The sequence below is a fragment of the Streptomyces sp. NPDC002868 genome (assembly GCF_055563295.1).
This window is the reverse complement of the sequence record NZ_JBVHDR010000001.1, coordinates 838,439-853,955: the sequence shown is the minus strand read 5'-3', so window position 1 is coordinate 853,955 and position 15,517 is coordinate 838,439. Positions and strand designations below refer to the sequence as shown.

Sequence of the window (15,517 nt, the reverse complement as noted above, 5' to 3'; positions counted from 1 at the left end):
CCCGATGCCGGCCGGCAGAACCTGATCCACCGTCACCGCGAAGGAGACTCATGGCCCGCAGGGCAGTCATCACCGGAATCGGCGTCGTCGCGCCCGGAGGCATCGGAAGGGCGCCCTTCTGGCAGCTTCTCGCCGATGGCAGGACAGCGACACGCACGATCACACAGTTCGACGCGAGTAAGCACCGGTGCCGGGTCGCGGCCGAATGCGACTTCGACCCGCTCGCGCTCGGGCTGACCCCCCAGGAGGTCCGCCGTACCGACAGGGTCTCCCAACTGGCCATGGTCGCGGCCGGGGAGGCTCTCGCGGACAGTGGCCTGGAGCTCGACGGCGCGCTCGCGGAGCGCACAGGCGTGGCCGTCGGCAGTGCCGTCGGCGGCACCACAACCATGGAGCGGGAGTACTCCGTTCTGTCCAACGGCGGCCAGGACTGGGTCGTCGACCCGTCGTTCGCCGTGCCGCATCTGTACGACTACTTCCTGCCGAGTTCCATCGCCGCCGAAGTCGCCCGGACCAGCGGCGCCCTGGGGCCCGCGACGGTCGTCTCGACCGGCTGCACCTCAGGCATCGACTCGGTCGGGTACGCCGCTGAGCTGATCCGGGACGGTGAGGCCGATGTCATGGTCACCGGGGCGACCGACGCGCCGATCTCCCCGATCACCGTGACCTGCTTCGACGTCATCAGGGCCACGTCCGCCCGCAACGACGACCCGGCCACCGCCTGTCGGCCGTTCGACCGGACGAGAACGGGCCTGATCCTCGGCGAAGGCGCGGCGGTGCTGATTCTGGAGGAGTACGAGCACGCCAGGCGCCGCGGCGCGACCATCTACGCACAGGTGTCCGGCTACGCCTCGCGCTGCAACGCCTTCCACATGACCGGGCTGAAGGCGGACGGCCGGGAGATGTCAGAGGCCATCGACCTGGCGATGAACGAAGCCCGGGTGAATCCCGATGACATCGACTACGTCAACGCCCACGGTTCCGGCACCAAGCAGAACGACCGCCACGAGACGGCCGCGGTCAAGAAGAGCCTCGGAGAGCACGCCTACCGCACACCGATGAGCGGGATCAAGGCCATGATCGGCCACTCGCTCGGTGCGATCGGCTCGCTGGAGATCGCGGCCTGCGCCCTGTCGATGCGCAACGGCGTCGTCGTACCCACGGCCAATCTGCACGAACCGGACCCCGAGTGCGACCTGGACTACGTGCCGAACACGGCCCGCGAGAAGCAACTCGACGCAGTGCTCACCGTCGGCAGCGGCTTCGGGGGTTTCCAGAGCGCGATGGTACTGACCAGTTTGGAGCGGACCGCATCATGAATCAGGACGTCGTTGTCACCGGTGTCGACGTGGTCGCACCGAACGGAGTGGGGATCGAGACCTACTGGGCTGCCACCCTGAAGGGCGTCTCGGCGATCCGGCCCATCAGCCGGTTCGACGCGGCTCGCTATCCGGTACGGCTGGCTGCCGAGATACCCCAGTTCGATGCCGAGCGCACCTTCCCGAAGAAGCTGGTCCCGCAGACGGACCGGCTGACACAGCTCGCCATGATGTGCGCCGACACGGCGCTGGCCGACGCGGAGGTCGACCCCGCAGCGCTGCCGGAGTTCGCGGCCGGTGTCGCCGTCTCCAGTGCCACCGGCGGCCTGGAGTTCGGTCAGCAGCAGCTCCAGCAGCTGTGGGGCACCGGCTGGGAGTCAGTGAGCCCCTATATGTCGTTCGCCTGGTATTACGCGGTCAACACCGGCCAGATCTCGATCAGGAACGGAATGCGGGGCCCCGGCGGAGTGGTCGTCTCGGAGCAGGCCGGCGGTCTCGACTCGATCGCGTTCGCCCGCAGGCGCGTGCACAAGGGGACTCCTGTCATGGTCACCGGCGGATTCGACAGCATGCTGTGCCCCTATGGCGTCTCAACCGTCTCAGCTGCCACCGGAGTGAGCCGGAGCGACGATCCCGAGCGCGCGTATCTGCCGTTCCACTCCTCGTCCTCGGGTTTCGTACCGGGCGAGGGCGGGGCCGTGCTCGTCCTGGAGTCCAGGGAGGGTGCGGCCGAGCGGGGCGCCCGCACCGTCCACGGTGTGGTGGCGGGCCATGCGGCGACCTTCGACCCGGACGCGGCGGGTTCCTCCGGTGACGGCCTGCTGCGGGCCGCGCGGGCGGCGCTGGCCGATTCCGGAACGGCGGCGGAGGACATCGACGTGGTATTCGCCGATGCCGCCGGCAGCGTACCCCTCGACCGGGCCGAAGCCGACGCGCTGACCACGCTGTTCGGCACCCGGCGGGTTCCGGTGAGCGCGCCGAAGGCACTGGTGGGCCGGATGATGTCCGGCGGTGCTGCCCTCGATGTCGTGACCGCGCTGCTCAGCATGCGCGACGGCGTCGTTCCCCCGGTGCCCGAGCTGGATCGTACGGCGGTCGACCCCAGGATCGACCTCGTCGTCGGCGAGCCGCGCACACAGGAGGTGCGCTCGGCACTGGTGCTGGCCCGGGGCCACGGCGGGTTCGCGTCGGCCATGGTGCTCACCAAGCCGTGACGGTCACACGCCCGGGGGCCCGGCTCGATCGAGCCGGGCCCCCGGGCCTTTGTGGATCCGCCGCTGCGCGACCGTCCGGTCCTGCGGCTCAGCGCCGCTTTCCGGTCGGTACGACGTACCGGGTGAAGAGCAGATCCCGGACGACGTCGTCGCCGCCCTCGACCAGGCCGACGTACCGCAGATCGCGCACCAGTTTCCCGATGGGGTGGTCATGGGTGTAGCCCAGACCGCCGAACATCTCCGAACCCATGGTCGCCACCTGCCAGGCGGCCTGGCCGCAGTACATCTTCGCCGCCAGAGCCGAACGCAGCGTGCCGATCCGGTACATGGCGGACGCCGGGTCGGCCTGCGCCATATAGCTGTCGAACTCCGCCGCGGCCGCGCGGCACTGGTTGCGCATGACGTCGATCAGCATCTCGATCTGGCCGAGCTTGCCGGCGAAGACCGCGTTGCGGACGAGCGGAGCGCCGTGCACCTGCTTCACCGACGCGTACTCCATCGACAGGTCCCGGACCCGGCGGGCCAGGCCGATGGCGGTTGAGGCGATGAGGATCCGGCTGGCGTTCAGCCCGATCTCCAGGTTCCTCAGACCGTTTCCGCGCAGGCAGTACTCGGCCGGCACTACGCAGTCGCGCAGTCGGACCTGATAAGTGGCCGAGCCCCGCATCCCGATCATGTCCCAGCGTTTGACGATCTCCACGCCGGCGGTCTCACGGGGCACCAGGATCACGCTGAACACCGCGTCGTCGTCGGCGTCCCGGGCGACCACCAGCAGCAGCTCGGCGGCATCGGTGTTGGTGGAGAAGTACTTGTCCCCGCTGATGACCACCTTCCCGCCGTCGCGGCTGTATCCGGTGGTTATCCGGCCGAGTTCGCTTCCCGCCTCCTCCTCGCTGGCGAGAATCCCGAGCACGCCGCCCTCACTCGCCATGCGCTCCAGATGGGGGCGCACAAGGGACTCCTCGCCGCAAAGCTGGAGCATGGTGGTGCCCAGGATCGACAGGAAGGAGCCGAAGGCGAATCCGGCGTCGCCGTACGACAGCTCCGAGACGATGTCCACACTGTCCCGCAGGGACACTCCGGCACCGCCGTACTCGGCGGGGATCCACCAGTTCGCCAGCCCGGCTTCGGCCAGCCGGGCGGACTCGGGAGTGGGCGCTGTGGGCAGCTGGTCGAAGTGGTCCGGCTTCGGCAGGATCTCCGCGTGCACGAACGACCGTACGCGGCCGAGCAGTTCGGCTGCTCGTGACGCGGCGTCGGGTGAAGCCGCGCCGGTCACGCGGCCTGAGCCAGCTGGCGGTTGAAGATGTCGAGGAAGTCCCTGGGCGTCTCGATGTCCGAGGCGTCCGAGTCCTCGAGCTTGATCTGGAAGTGCTGCTCCAGACTGCTCGTCGTCGCGATGACGGCGAGCGAGTCGAAGCCCAGATCGACCAGCTGGGTGTCCAGGATGTCACCGGACAGGTCGATGCTCTCGTCCTCGCCCACCGCGCGCAGCAGGAAACCCTTGAGGTCGTCGATCGTCAACTCGGCCATGGAAGCAACCTTTCTTCGTGGTGTGGGAAATCAGCGGGCTTCGATGAACGCGCGGGCCCTGGCCAGCGTCGCCCGGCTGTTGGAGCCCAGGGAGTTGCGCACGGCCGCCCGCGCGGCCTCCAATGACTCGGGAGGTTCGGGGAGCGCGGCAATGGCCTCCGGGTCGAGGATCACCTGATGGCGCGAGGTCACCTTGACCGTGCCGTCCGGGGCATCCTCGAACAGCCACTCGCCGTTGTGCGCCTGGAGCACGGGCGGCAGCTTGGTCTGCTTGTAGACGATCCGCCGCTGCGGAGTGCAGACCCGCCCGGAGACCGTCGTATGCACCGACCCGTCCGGCGCCCGCGTGTCCATCTCCATGTACTGCAGCCCACTCACGTCCTCGCGCAGGTCCATGCGCACGACGTGCGGGATGCGGTCCGGCCACTTCGCCGCGTCGTAGATGAAGTCGTAGGTGTCCTCGAGCGATCCGGCGATCACATCGGTGTCCGAGAAGTCCAGCAGCAGTTCTTTCTCGGCCTCGCCGCGCTCGGCCGCGCGCCTGAGATGGCTCAGCTCAGAGACACTGTTGGTCTCCACGGCCTGCGCGATACGGGCGAGGGCGGCCGGGTCGTCGGCGGTGGCCCGGTAGTGGTGGTCGAGGACCACCGTGCAGGTACCGTCACCGCGTTCCTGGACCGACCACTCGCCTCCCATCGCGGCGACCGGGGAGGCGGGCCGGGTCTGCTCGAACCGCACGCGGTGTCCGGCCGGGTCCAGCCGGCGCCTCGACTCCCAGGTGCGCAGATCGCCATGGGCCACTGCCCAGATCCGTATCCGTTCGTCGCTGTCGTCCCCGGCCACCCGTTCGGCCCGTACGGTGGGCGGAAAGTACAGCGGCCACAGGCTCACATCGGCGACGACGCGGTAGACGACGTCCGCCGACGCCGCCACGTCGATCCGGTGGGTCACCTCGGTGTTGCTCATGACGAGCCCTCTCTCCTCTCCAGCGTGCGCGGTACGGGAAATGTGGCAGTACCGCGTCGAGCGGCCCTACAGCTGCGGTGCAGTGAGCTCATTCGGCGACCGGCTCGGCGAGGATGTACTCCACCAGCGCCTTGGGGGTCGGGTTGCGCAGCACTGCCTCGGCCGGCAGCCGCAGCCCGGTGGCCGCGTTGAGCCGGTTGCGCAGATCCACGCTCAGCAGTGAGTCGAACCCGAGCTCCTTGAAGGAGTCCGTCGGGCCGACCGTCACGGTGTCGGTGTAGCCGAGCACCTCGGCGGCGTGGGCACACACCATCTCCACCAGCGTCTGGTCCGTGTGTCCGGACAGCGGCTGCGGGGACTCGTCCGCACTCGCGGCCCTCTGGTCGGCGCGACCGGGCGCGGGGATGATGACCGGCGCGGTCGGGGTGCCTCGGCCGGCCGCCCTTTGCTCGTGCAGGGCCTGGAACAGCCCGGCGGCCCGGCCTCCGGACCGGGGTCCGTCGTTGGCAGGCCGCAGGGCCACCAGGAACGGCCGTGCGGACGCCATTCCCTCGTCGAGGAGCCGAAGCGCGGGTTGGGTTGCCATCGGCGCGATACCGATGGCGGCCAGCGCGGCCACATCGGGGTCGGTCAGATGCGAGGTCATGCCGGTCTGCTGCTCCCACAGCCCCCATGCCAGCGAGGTCGCCTCCAGGCCCCGGGTCCGCCGGTACTGGGCGAGGGCGTCGAGGAAGGTGTTGGCTGCCGCGTAGTTGCTCTGGCCCGGCCCGCCAACTACCCCCGCCGCGGAGGAGAACAGCACGAACGCCGAGAGGTCGAGGTCCTGGGTGAGCTCGTGCAGGTACCAGGCAGCGTGTGCTTTTGGACCCACCACTGCACGCAGTCTGGCCGGTGTCATCTGGGTGATCAGACCGTCGTCGAGCACCCCGGCCGTGTGAAAGACACTTCCCGGCGAGTGTTCCGCGACCACCTTGGCGAGCGCGGCCCGGTCGGTGACGTCGCACGCCAGGATCTGTGCCTCGGCACCCAGCCCCGCCAGTTCCGCCGCCAGTTCGCTCGCCCCCGGCGCGGCAGGGCCCCGGCGGCTCAGCAGCAGCAGTCGGCGGGCGCCGTGAACGGTGACCAGATGGCGGGCCAGCACCGCGCCCAGGCCGCCGACACCGCCGGTGACGAGCACCGGGCGCGCCACGTCGAGGCCGCGTCGCATGGTCAGCGCGAGCTTGCCGCGCTGCTTGGCACGGCTGAGCATGCGCAGCGGTACATGCCCGTGGTGGATGTCCCAGGTGCGCAGGGGCAGATGGGCCAGCGCGCCGCTCTCGAACAGGGCGATCAGCTCGCCCAGCACCTCGCCGATCCGCTCGGGACCGACGCCCAGGATGTTGTAGGCACGGTAGGTGATGCCGGGGTACTGCTCCTCGGTCCTTGCCACGTCCCTGATGTCGGTCTTGCCCATCTCGGCGAACCGCCCACCGGGCGCCAGCAGCCGTAGCGAGGCGTCGATGGCTTCATTGGCCAGCGAGTTGAGTACGACGTCGATGCCCCGCCCGCCGGTGGCCGCGCGGAAGTCGTCCTCGAAGGACAGCGAACGGGACGAGGCGATGTGGTCACCGGGGATTCCCCAGTCCCGCAGCGTCCCGTGCTTGCTCGGCCCCGCGGTGGTGAAGACCTCCGCGCCCAGATGCCTGACCAGCTGGATAGCCGCAAGGCCCACACCGCCGGTCGCCGTGTGGATCAGCACCGACTCGCCCGGCTGTACGTCGGCGACCTCCACCAGGCACTGGTAGGCGGTGATGAACACGATCGGGACGCTCGCGGCCTGCGCGTGGGTCCAGCCGGCGGGGATGCCCTTGATCATCCGCTCGTCGGCGACCGCGACGGGTCCCAGGGAGCGCTCGAAGACGCCGAACACCTGGTCCCCCACCGCGACCTGGGTGACGTCGGCCCCGACCTCGGTGACCACTCCGGCGCCCTCGCTGCCCATGGTCTTCTCCGTGGCGACCAGGCCCATCCCGACCGCGATGTCCCGGAAGTTGAGGCCTGCGGCCCGTACTTCGATACGGACCTCCCGGGGCCCGAGAGGCTGGGCGGCCTCCGGGTGCGGCACCAGCGCCAGGTTGTCCAGCGTGCCCCTGCTTGTGACGTCGAGGCGCCATGCGCCGTGCCCGTCCGGTGCCGGCAGACCCTCACCGCCCGGTGCGCGCAGCCGGGGCTGATAGACCTTGCCCTCGCGGATGGCCGTCTCGGGCGCGCCGCAGTTGAGCGCCGCCCCCAGGACGTCGGCAGATGCCGGATCGTCGTCGATGTCGACCAGCAGGAAGGTGTCCGGATGCTCCGCCTGCGCGGCCCGGACCAGTCCGGTGACCACGGATGACGCCAGGCCCTGGACGGGTTCGCGACCTGTCACGTCCAGGGCCCGGCGGGTCAGCACCGCCAAGCGCGCCGAGGAAAACCGCCGGTCGGCCAGCCATCCCTGCAGCAGGTCCGTGACCTCACCGGTCAGCCGGTCCATGGCGGCAGGCAGCGACCCGGTGTCGTCGGCCGTGTCGCCCCCTTCGACGGGTGCGACGAGGATGTGCGGAACAGGGCTGGGGACCGACTCGAGGTCGGGGAAGTCACGGGCAGCGCCCAGCGCAGGCGCCGACAGTGTCGACCAGTCCTCTGCAGGCAGGGTGTCCCCAGGTACAGGTTCCCAGGTCAGCTCGAAGTTGGCGGCCCGGTCACCGAAGGCGTCGCCGGCGCCCGCCAAGGGGCGCAGCACGAGGGAGTCGACCGATGCGACGGTGCGGCCGTGCTCGTCCACGCACTCCATTGACAGTCCGCCCTCGTCCTCCACCATGCGAACCCGCAGTGTCCGCGCGGCGGAGCGAGGCAGGGTGACGCCGCGCCAGGCGAACGGCACGACCAGTTCCCGACCGGCCTGGAGCACCGCGGCGTGCAGGGCCGCGTCGAGCAGCGCGGGATGCGCGGTCGCGTACGGGAAGGTGGTCGCCGCTTCCTGCGGCAGAGTCACCTCGGCGAAGGTCTCTTCACCGCGTACCCACATCCGGCGCAGGCCGGTGAACGCCGGGCCGTAGCGGTAGCCGCGCTCGGCCAGCCGGTCGTACGCGCCGGTCAGGTCGACGGGCGAGGCGTCGGCCGGGGGCCACTGCGCGGTCGCGTGCGGCGCCGCCGCGTCCATGCCGTCTCCTGCGGGAGCCAGCACACCGGACGCGTGCTCGACCCAGTCCGGTCCGTCCGGGCGGCGCGCATGCACGGTCAGCGTCCGGCGGCCCGAGGCGTCGGCGGGCTCCAGGACAACCCGGACGTCGACCGTTCCCTCCCCGGGGACGGGCAGGGGGACGCCGACGGTGAACTCGGCGACCTTCGTGCAGCCCACCGCGGCGCCGGCCTCGGCGGCGAGGGACAGGAAGGCGGTCGCCGGGACCAGCGTGGACTCCCGTACGACGTGGGCGGCCAGCCACTTGTGCCGCGACGGGTCGATCGTCGCGGTGAAGACGGACTGGCCGGACGGCATGGGGATGTGCGCGGTGTCGAAGGCGCCCGTCCCGGAGCCGCTGGCGCCGGCTGGAGCGGTGACCCAGTACCGGCTGCGGGTGAAGGCGAACGACGGCAGGTCGATCCTGCGGCCCTGCGGCTGGACGGAGGAGAGGTCCACGGCCACGCCGGATGCCTGGGCGGCGGCCGCGGACGCGACGAACTGGCTCAGGCCGGTGCCCCGGCGGATGGACCCGATGACGGTGCCCTGCACACCGGCGCCATCGAGGATGTCCAGCAGGCCCATGGTGAGCACGGGATGAGGACTGATCTCGATGAAGGCCCGGTGCCTCCTGGCGATGAGCCGCTCGACGGCCGGCTGGAACCGCACGGTGCCGCGAAGGTTGTCGTACCAGTAGGAGGCGTCCAGGACCGTGGTGTCGATGGCCTCGCCGGTCAGGGTCGAGTACATCGGTACGGCGGCCTGGCGCGGCAGCACACCCGTCAACTGCTGGGCCAGAGGCTCCCGGAGCACTTCCATGGCGGCGGTGTGCGAGGCATAGTCGACTTCGATCCGCTTGGCGTCGACGCCCTGCCGCTCACAGGCCGTCAACAGCTCGGTCAGCGCCTCCTCGCCGCCTGCGACGACGGTGACATGGGGACCGTTCAGGGCGGCGATGCCGACGCCACGCGCCGGGCCGCCCACGGAATCCAGCAGGCTCTGTGTGTCAGCCGCGCCCAGCGGGACGGAGACCATCCCGCCGCTCCCGGCCAGTGTGTGCAGCGCCTTGCTGCGCAGCGCGACGACCCTGCAGGCGTCGCCGAGGCTCAGCGCGCCCGCCACGTGCGCGGCGGCGATCTCGCCCTGCGAGTGACCGATGACCGCCGCCGGCCGGACACCCACGCTCTCCCACAGCCGTGCCAGGGACACCATCACGGCGAACAGGGCCGGCTGTACGACATCGACCCTGTCCAGCGCTTCGCCTCGCAGGGCATCGATGAGCTGTCGGCCGCTGTACGGGGCCAGGGCCTCTCCGCAGGCCCGCATGCTGTCGCGGAAGACCTCGGACTCCTCGGACAGAGCGAGCCCCATCTCGCGCCACTGCGATCCCTGCCCGGGAAAGACGAAGACCGGGCCGACGGAGCCCTGCCGGGCCTCGCCGCGCAGCACGGTGGGCGACCGGTACTGGCCGGGAACGGCCGGAACGGCCTCCTTCGAGGCGAGCCTGCGCAGTCCGGCAGCCAGGTCCTCCTTCGTATCGGCGATCACCGCTCCGCGGTGGGCGAACCGGGCCCGGGAGCGCAGGACATGCCCGACGTCCTCGGGGGTGGCCTCCGGCGCGCCGATCACGAAGTCACCGAGCACCTCGGCCTGGGTACGCAGCGAGTCACCGCTTGGTGCGGAGAGGGACCAGACGAACGGGCCGCCGGCGGAGCGGGCCGGCTCGTCCGTGGCGGCCTCGCCGTCCGCGGGCGCCGGGCTCCCCTCCTCCAGTACGAGGTGCGCGTTGGTGCCGCTGATCCCGAAGGAGGACACCGCGGCGCGCCGGGGCCGCTCCTCGCGCGGCCAGGGCCGGGCCTCGGTCAGCAGAGAGAGCCCGCTGTCCTCCCACTCCACGTGCCGGCTCGGCCGCCCTACGTGGAGGGTGGCCGGGAGGACACCGGCCCGCATCGCCTGGACCATCTTGATCACTCCGCCGACCCCGGCGGCGGCTTGTGTGTGCCCCAGGTTCGACTTCAGCGAACCCAGCCACAGCGGACGGCCCGGTGCGCGGTTGCGGCCGTACGTCGCCGCCAGCGCCCGTGCCTCGATGGGGTCGCCGAGCTCCGTTCCGGTGCCGTGTGCCTCTACCGCGTCGATGTCCCGGGGGTCGGTCCCCGCCCTTCTCATGGCGAGGGTGATGACCTCCTCCTGAGCCGACTTGTTCGGTGCGGTCAGACCGTTGCTCGCGCCGTCCTGGTTGGTGGCGCTGCCGCGGATCAGGGCGAGGATTCGGTGCCCCCGCGCGAGGGCGTCCGACTCGCGCTCCAGCAGCAGCAGACCCGCGCCCTCCGACCAGGCAGTGCCGTCCGCGTCGTCGGAGAAGGACTTGCAGCGCCCGTCCGGCGAAAGGCCGCCCTGCCGACTGAAGTCGATGAACAGGCCCGGAGTGGGCATCACCGCGACACCGCCGGCCAGCGCCATGTCGCAGTCGCCCATCCGCAGGGCCTGGGCGGCGATGTGCAGGGCGACCAGCGAGGACGAGCAGGCCGTGTCCACGGTGAGCGCGGGGCCGCGCAGCCCGAAGTAGTACGCGACGCGGCCCGAAGCGACGCTGGTGGTGCTGCCGGTGATGCGGTATCCGCCCGATCCCTGGCTGTCCTCGTGCAGCCGCGGCCCGTACTCCTGCGCCATCGCCCCCACGAAGACACCGACGTTGGCGCCGGCCAGTTCGGCCCGGTCCAGTCCGGCTCTCTCGAAGGTGTCCCAGGCCACTTCGAGGAGCAGCCGCTGCTGCGGGTCCATGCCCGCCGCCTCGCGAGGCGAAATGCCGAAGAACTTCGCGTCGAACATGTCCGCGTCGTGGAGGAATCCGCCGTGCCGGGTGCTGGATTTGCCTTCGGCGTCCGGAGACGGGTCGTATATGTCCGCAAGGTCCCAGCCGCGGTTGTCAGGGAATTCGGTGATCGCGTCGCCCCCCGCCGCGACGAGCTGCCAGAGGTCCTCCGGGGTCCTGACACCACCGGGGTAGCGGCAGCCCATGGACACGATGGCGATCGCGTCCTGCTCGCCGTGCGGAGAAGCCGATTCGCGGATCATGTGCAACAGCCCTTTCATGAAGTGGGCGCAGACCGGTCAGGCTGAGCCGTACGGGCGGTGCCGGGCCCTGTGGCTGCGGCGCCGGACCCGTGCTAGAGCGGTGCGTCCGACTCGAACGCCTCGATCAGGGACGCGGGAGTGGGCCGGTCGAAGAGCAGCGTGGTGGGCAGGGGACGTCCGGTGATCCTGGCCAGCATGGTGCGCAACGCCACGGCCATCCGGGAGTCCATCCCGAGGTCGCTGAAGGACCGGCTCACATCGAGATCGGCCTCCGGTCCCAGCCCGAGGACTTCGAGTGTGGAGGTCACGACCAGGTCGAACGGGTCTCGGCTCCACTGGACGGCGGGGCTCCCGGCTTGCGGCGCCGCCACCTCCTCCGTGGTGTCCAGCCAATGGCGCCCCCGCTGGAACGGATACAGCGGGAGGTCCGTGGCCCGCGCGTGCCGCCCGAAGACGGCCGGCCACCGGACCGGCGCGCCGAACACATGGGCAGCGGCCACGGATTCGGCCACACCGCCGGTCTCGTCCTCCGTGGCCATGGGCGCGGTGAAGCGTTCCACGCCGTGGTCCACGGTCTCCGCGGCCATGGTCGACAGTCCCTGGCCAGGGCCCAGTTCGACGAAGAAGCGGGCGCCCAGTTCGTGAGCCGTCCTGAGCGCAGGCCCGAAGCGTACGGTGGCGCACACATGATGGGCCCAGTAGTCGGGGGTGGCGATGTGCTCGGCCAGTGCCGGGCTGCCGGTCACCGTCGAGACAATCACCGGGCCGCTGGGCGGGTTCCAGCTCAGCCCCTCGGCGACGCTTCGCAACTCGTCCCGGATGGGCGCCATCAGCGGGGAGTGCCCGGCCACCGCGATCCGCAGTCGGCGGATTCGGCGCCCCAGCGACTCGAAGTGGGCGGCCACCCTGCTGGTGGCCTGCTCCTCACCGGACACCACCAGGGAGCGCGGGCTGTTGACCGCGGCGATGCCGACGAGCCCCGGCTCCCGGTCGACCGCCCTTTGCACCTCGTCCTCCTCCGCCTGGACGGCGATCATCGCGCCGCCGGGCGGCAGAGTGTTGATCAGCCGTCCCCGGTGGGCGACCAGGGCGGCCGCGTCCTCCAGGGAGAGCACACCCGTCACGTGTGCGGCGGTGATCTCGCCCTGGGAGTGGCCGACCAGCAGGTCCGGCACCAGACCGAAGGACTCCAGCAGCCGGTACAGGCCGACTTCGAGCGCGAACAGGGCGGGCTGCGCGTAACTCAGTTTGTCGACCAGGTCCTGACGGCCCCACATGGCGTCGGCGAGGCTCGCGCCGAGAACCGGCTCCAGCGCGGCACACGCGTCGTCGAACGCCCGGGCGAAGGCTCCGAATTCCTTGTGCAGCTGCTCGCCCATGCCGGCGCGCTGCATGCCCTGGCCTGGGAAGAGGAACGCGGTGAGACCGCTGCCGCGGGTGCCCTGGACTATGCGGTTCGCCCCGTCGGCCGGGGAGCCGTCGGCGAGGGCACGCAGACTCGTCAGCAACTGGTCGGTACCGGAGGCAACCACGGCGGCGCGCCGGTCGAACGCCGTCCTGGTCGTCGCTGACGCCAGGCCGAGGTCGGCGAGCACGGCCGGCCGGGTGGTGCCGTCGAGTACGTCGGCGAGATTCTTCGCCTGCTGCCGCATCGCCGCTTCGGTCCGGCCGGACACCACGACGGGTACCACCGAGACCTGGGCGGCCGGCTCTTCCACGTCGGTGACGGCCCGGGACGGAGCCTCGCCCAGCACCACATGGCAGTTGGTACCACCGAGGCCGAAGGAGGAGACACCGGCGACCTGCGGCGCTCCCCTCTCCGGCCATGCCCGGCGGCCGTCGCAGACCCGCAGGCGCAGCGCGCTCATGTCGATCGCCGGGTTCGGCTCACGGTAGTTGAGGCTGGGCGGCAGTTCGCGGTGGAACAGGGCGAGTGCAGTCTTGATGACCCCGGCGATTCCCGCCGCCGCCTCCAGATGCCCGATGTTGGTCTTCACCGACCCCACCAGAAGCGGCCCGTCCGACGGCCGCCCGCTGCCCAGCGCACCGCCCAGTGCCACGGCCTCCACCGGATCCCCCAGCGCGGTCCCGGTGCCGTGCAGCTCCACATAGCTCACATCGGCGGGAGACACCCCGGCCTGCCGGCAGGCGGCGGTCAGGACCTCTCGCTGGGCGTCCTCGCTGGGCGCGGTCAGCCCGGTGCGGGCGCCGTCGCTGTTCATCGCACCGCCCAGTACGGTGCAGTAGATCCGGTCGGCGTCCGCCACGGCCTTGCTGAGCGGCTTGAGGACCAGCACCCCGGCTCCTTCACCGCGGACGATCCCGTCCGCCCTGGCGTCGAAGGTGTGGCAGCGCCCGCTGGGTGAGAGGGCGCCGAGCGCCTCCACCACCTCGTCGCCCTTGGCGGTGAGGTTGAGCTGGACGCCCGCGACAATCGCCGTCGAGCATTCCCCTCGGCGAAGCCCCTGCACGGCTTGGTGCAGCGCGGACAGCGACGAGGACTGTCCGGTGTCGACGACGAGACTCGGGCCGGTGAAGCCGAAGAAGTGGGAGAGCCGGTTGGCGAGGAAGGTCCTGCCCGTTCCGGTCATGGTGTAGGTGGACGGCGGCCCGTCCGCGGCGCGGCTGAGGAACGCGTACTCGTCCGAACCGGCGCCGACGAAGACCCCGGTGGGACCGGCGGACAGCGTTACCGGGGTGGTGCGGGCGTCTTCCAGCGCGTGCCAGCACAGTTCGAGGAGCAGCCGCTGCTGCGGGTCGGCCGCGGCCGCCTCCCGGGCCGGCATGCCGAAGAACTCCGCGTCGAACCGGTCGACGTCCTCCAGATACCCGCCGGGACGGCGGCCCTCCCGCAGACCGCTCCCGGGCCCGATCGCCTGGCCGCCGGACACCAGAAGCCGCCAGAAGGCGGCCGGGCCGTCCGCTCCGGGGAAGCGGCAGGCCATGCCCACCACGGCGACGGGTTCATCCGCGCCCGGTGCGGGTGCTCGTGTGAAGTCTTCGCTCATGGCCTTCCCCCAGTTTTCGCCGGTACGGCGAGAGGTGCGCTCCCGGCGGTCCCGGTCTGTGTCGGTACGGGCCGGGTGAACAGCCGCCGTTCGGCAGCCTCGACGGCCTGGATGTCGGCTTCGTCGCCCCGGCAGCGGTCCGGCAGCAGTGCCAGGACGGCGCTGCGACCGGTGGCGACCGCCGGATGCCGGCGTGCGAGTGTGCTCAGGCTCCGGCCCGGCCCGGCCTCGACGAGCAGACAGTCCGGGTGGTCGGTGAGCAGAGTGGTCAGGGTCGGCGCGAAGTAGACGGTCGCGGAGGCCTGTCCGGCCCAGAACTCGGGGTCCCGCGCCTCTCGTTCGCCGAGCACGCCCTGGGTGTAGGCGGAGTACACGGTGAGCCGCGGCGGCGACAGCCGCACCGAGCGCCAGTCGGGCAGGGAGGCGGCCACGGCGCCGGCGACCACCGGACTGTGGAACGCCTGGCGGGCCATGACGTCCCGGCAGACCAGCCCTCTGCCGCTGAGGATCCGAGCGGCGTCGTCCAGCGGCTCGCGCTCACCGGCCAGCAGCAACTGACGGCCCGCGTTCACCGCCGCCAGATGCACCTCCGAGCCCAGGACGTCGGCGACTTCCTCGACCGAGGCGGCGACCGCGAGCATCCCGCCGGGCGGAGTGTCCGCGAACTGGGCCATCCGGCCGCGCATCAACCGGATTCCTTCGGCAAATTCGAGTACGCCGGCCAGAGTGGCGGCCGCGAGCTCTCCCACGCTGTGCCCGAGCATGGCGACCGGACTCAGGCCTCGGTGGAGCAGCATCCGTCCGAGGGCGTGATTGACCGCGTACAGCAGGGGCTGGGCCACGGACACGTCATCGAACATCGGCGACGGAGCCGGCGCGAGCCACTCCGACCGCAGTCGCGCACCGTCGTCCCCGAACAGCCGGAATGCTTCGTCCATCCAGGTGCTGAACGTGTCTTCGCGCCCGTACAGACCTGCCGCCATCCTTGGGTGCTGCGCACCCTGTCCGGCGAACATCAGGACGACAGGCTGGGCGGGCTGCGTCATGTCCGACATCCACATACCTTTCGTCAGCTCGGGCACACGGTGCTGCCCTGTGTTCGAGGCTCGCCTGAGGATGGTTCGAACTTCCCTGATCCATCCGGGCTCGAGCCGGTTTCGAACTTCCCGTCCCACACTCCGGGCCTCAGGGGTGCGGCCGGTT

At 71.0% G+C, this 15,517-nt stretch carries 7 protein-coding genes and 1 pseudogene; 2 read left to right on the top strand and 6 right to left on the bottom strand.

Annotated elements, in window-relative coordinates:
- The first annotated feature begins 50 nt into the window (after positions 1-50).
- Together ACZ3H8_RS03965 and ACZ3H8_RS03960 are read left to right on the top strand one after the other, a co-directional pair.
- The gene (locus ACZ3H8_RS03965) at positions 51-1,319 is read left to right on the top strand and encodes a beta-ketoacyl-[acyl-carrier-protein] synthase family protein (protein ID WP_467397008.1); all 1,269 of its coding nucleotides are present in this window, start codon (positions 51-53) and stop codon (positions 1,317-1,319) included.
- The gene (locus tag ACZ3H8_RS03960; protein WP_467397005.1) at positions 1,316-2,533 is read left to right on the top strand and encodes a beta-ketoacyl synthase N-terminal-like domain-containing protein; all 1,218 of its coding nucleotides are present in this window, start codon (positions 1,316-1,318) and stop codon (positions 2,531-2,533) included. Before ACZ3H8_RS03965 ends, ACZ3H8_RS03960 begins: the two co-directional genes overlap by 4 nt.
- Positions 2,534-2,621: 88 nt before the next feature.
- Here the strand turns inward: ACZ3H8_RS03960 and ACZ3H8_RS03955 are convergent, their stop codons facing one another.
- The 6 genes and pseudogenes from ACZ3H8_RS03955 to ACZ3H8_RS03930 form a co-directional block, all read right to left on the bottom strand.
- A complete protein-coding gene (locus tag ACZ3H8_RS03955; protein ID WP_467397002.1) occupies positions 2,622-3,812 on the bottom strand; it encodes an acyl-CoA dehydrogenase family protein in 1,191 nt (396 codons plus the stop codon).
- The gene (locus tag ACZ3H8_RS03950) at positions 3,809-4,066 is read right to left on the bottom strand and encodes an acyl carrier protein (protein ID WP_398982306.1); all 258 of its coding nucleotides are present in this window, start codon (positions 4,064-4,066) and stop codon (positions 3,809-3,811) included. The genes ACZ3H8_RS03955 and ACZ3H8_RS03950 overlap by 4 nt, the downstream gene beginning before the upstream one ends.
- Before the next feature lie 30 nt (positions 4,067-4,096).
- On the bottom strand, positions 4,097-5,032 hold the full coding sequence (locus tag ACZ3H8_RS03945) for an aromatase/cyclase (RefSeq protein WP_467397000.1): 936 nt from the start codon (positions 5,030-5,032) through the stop codon (positions 4,097-4,099).
- Between the two features lie 88 nt (positions 5,033-5,120).
- Positions 5,121-11,276 (bottom strand): annotated as a pseudogene (locus ACZ3H8_RS03940) (type I polyketide synthase); the annotation flags it as partial.
- Between the two features lie 122 nt (positions 11,277-11,398).
- Positions 11,399-14,314, bottom strand: a complete 2,916-nt coding sequence (locus tag ACZ3H8_RS03935) for a type I polyketide synthase (protein ID WP_467396997.1) — start codon at positions 14,312-14,314, stop codon at positions 11,399-11,401.
- Positions 14,311-15,369 carry an acyltransferase domain-containing protein gene (locus ACZ3H8_RS03930; protein ID WP_467396995.1) on the bottom strand — a complete coding sequence of 353 codons (1,059 nt, stop codon included), beginning with the start codon at positions 15,367-15,369 and terminating at the stop codon, positions 14,311-14,313. Before ACZ3H8_RS03930 ends, ACZ3H8_RS03935 begins: the two co-directional genes overlap by 4 nt.
- Positions 15,370-15,517 lie beyond the last annotated feature (148 nt).

Coding starts and splice junctions, on each gene's coding strand:
- ACZ3H8_RS03960 (WP_467397005.1), top strand. CDS start 1,316: ATGAATCAGGACGTCGTTGTCACCGGTGTCGACGTGGTCGCACCGAAC.
- ACZ3H8_RS03935 (WP_467396997.1), bottom strand. CDS start 14,314: ATGAGCGAAGACTTCACACGAGCACCCGCACCGGGCGCGGATGAACCC.
- ACZ3H8_RS03945 (WP_467397000.1), bottom strand. CDS start 5,032: ATGAGCAACACCGAGGTGACCCACCGGATCGACGTGGCGGCGTCGGCG.
- ACZ3H8_RS03950 (WP_398982306.1), bottom strand. CDS start 4,066: ATGGCCGAGTTGACGATCGACGACCTCAAGGGTTTCCTGCTGCGCGCG.
- ACZ3H8_RS03965 (WP_467397008.1), top strand. CDS start 51: ATGGCCCGCAGGGCAGTCATCACCGGAATCGGCGTCGTCGCGCCCGGA.
- ACZ3H8_RS03930 (WP_467396995.1), bottom strand. CDS start 15,369: ATGTCGGACATGACGCAGCCCGCCCAGCCTGTCGTCCTGATGTTCGCC.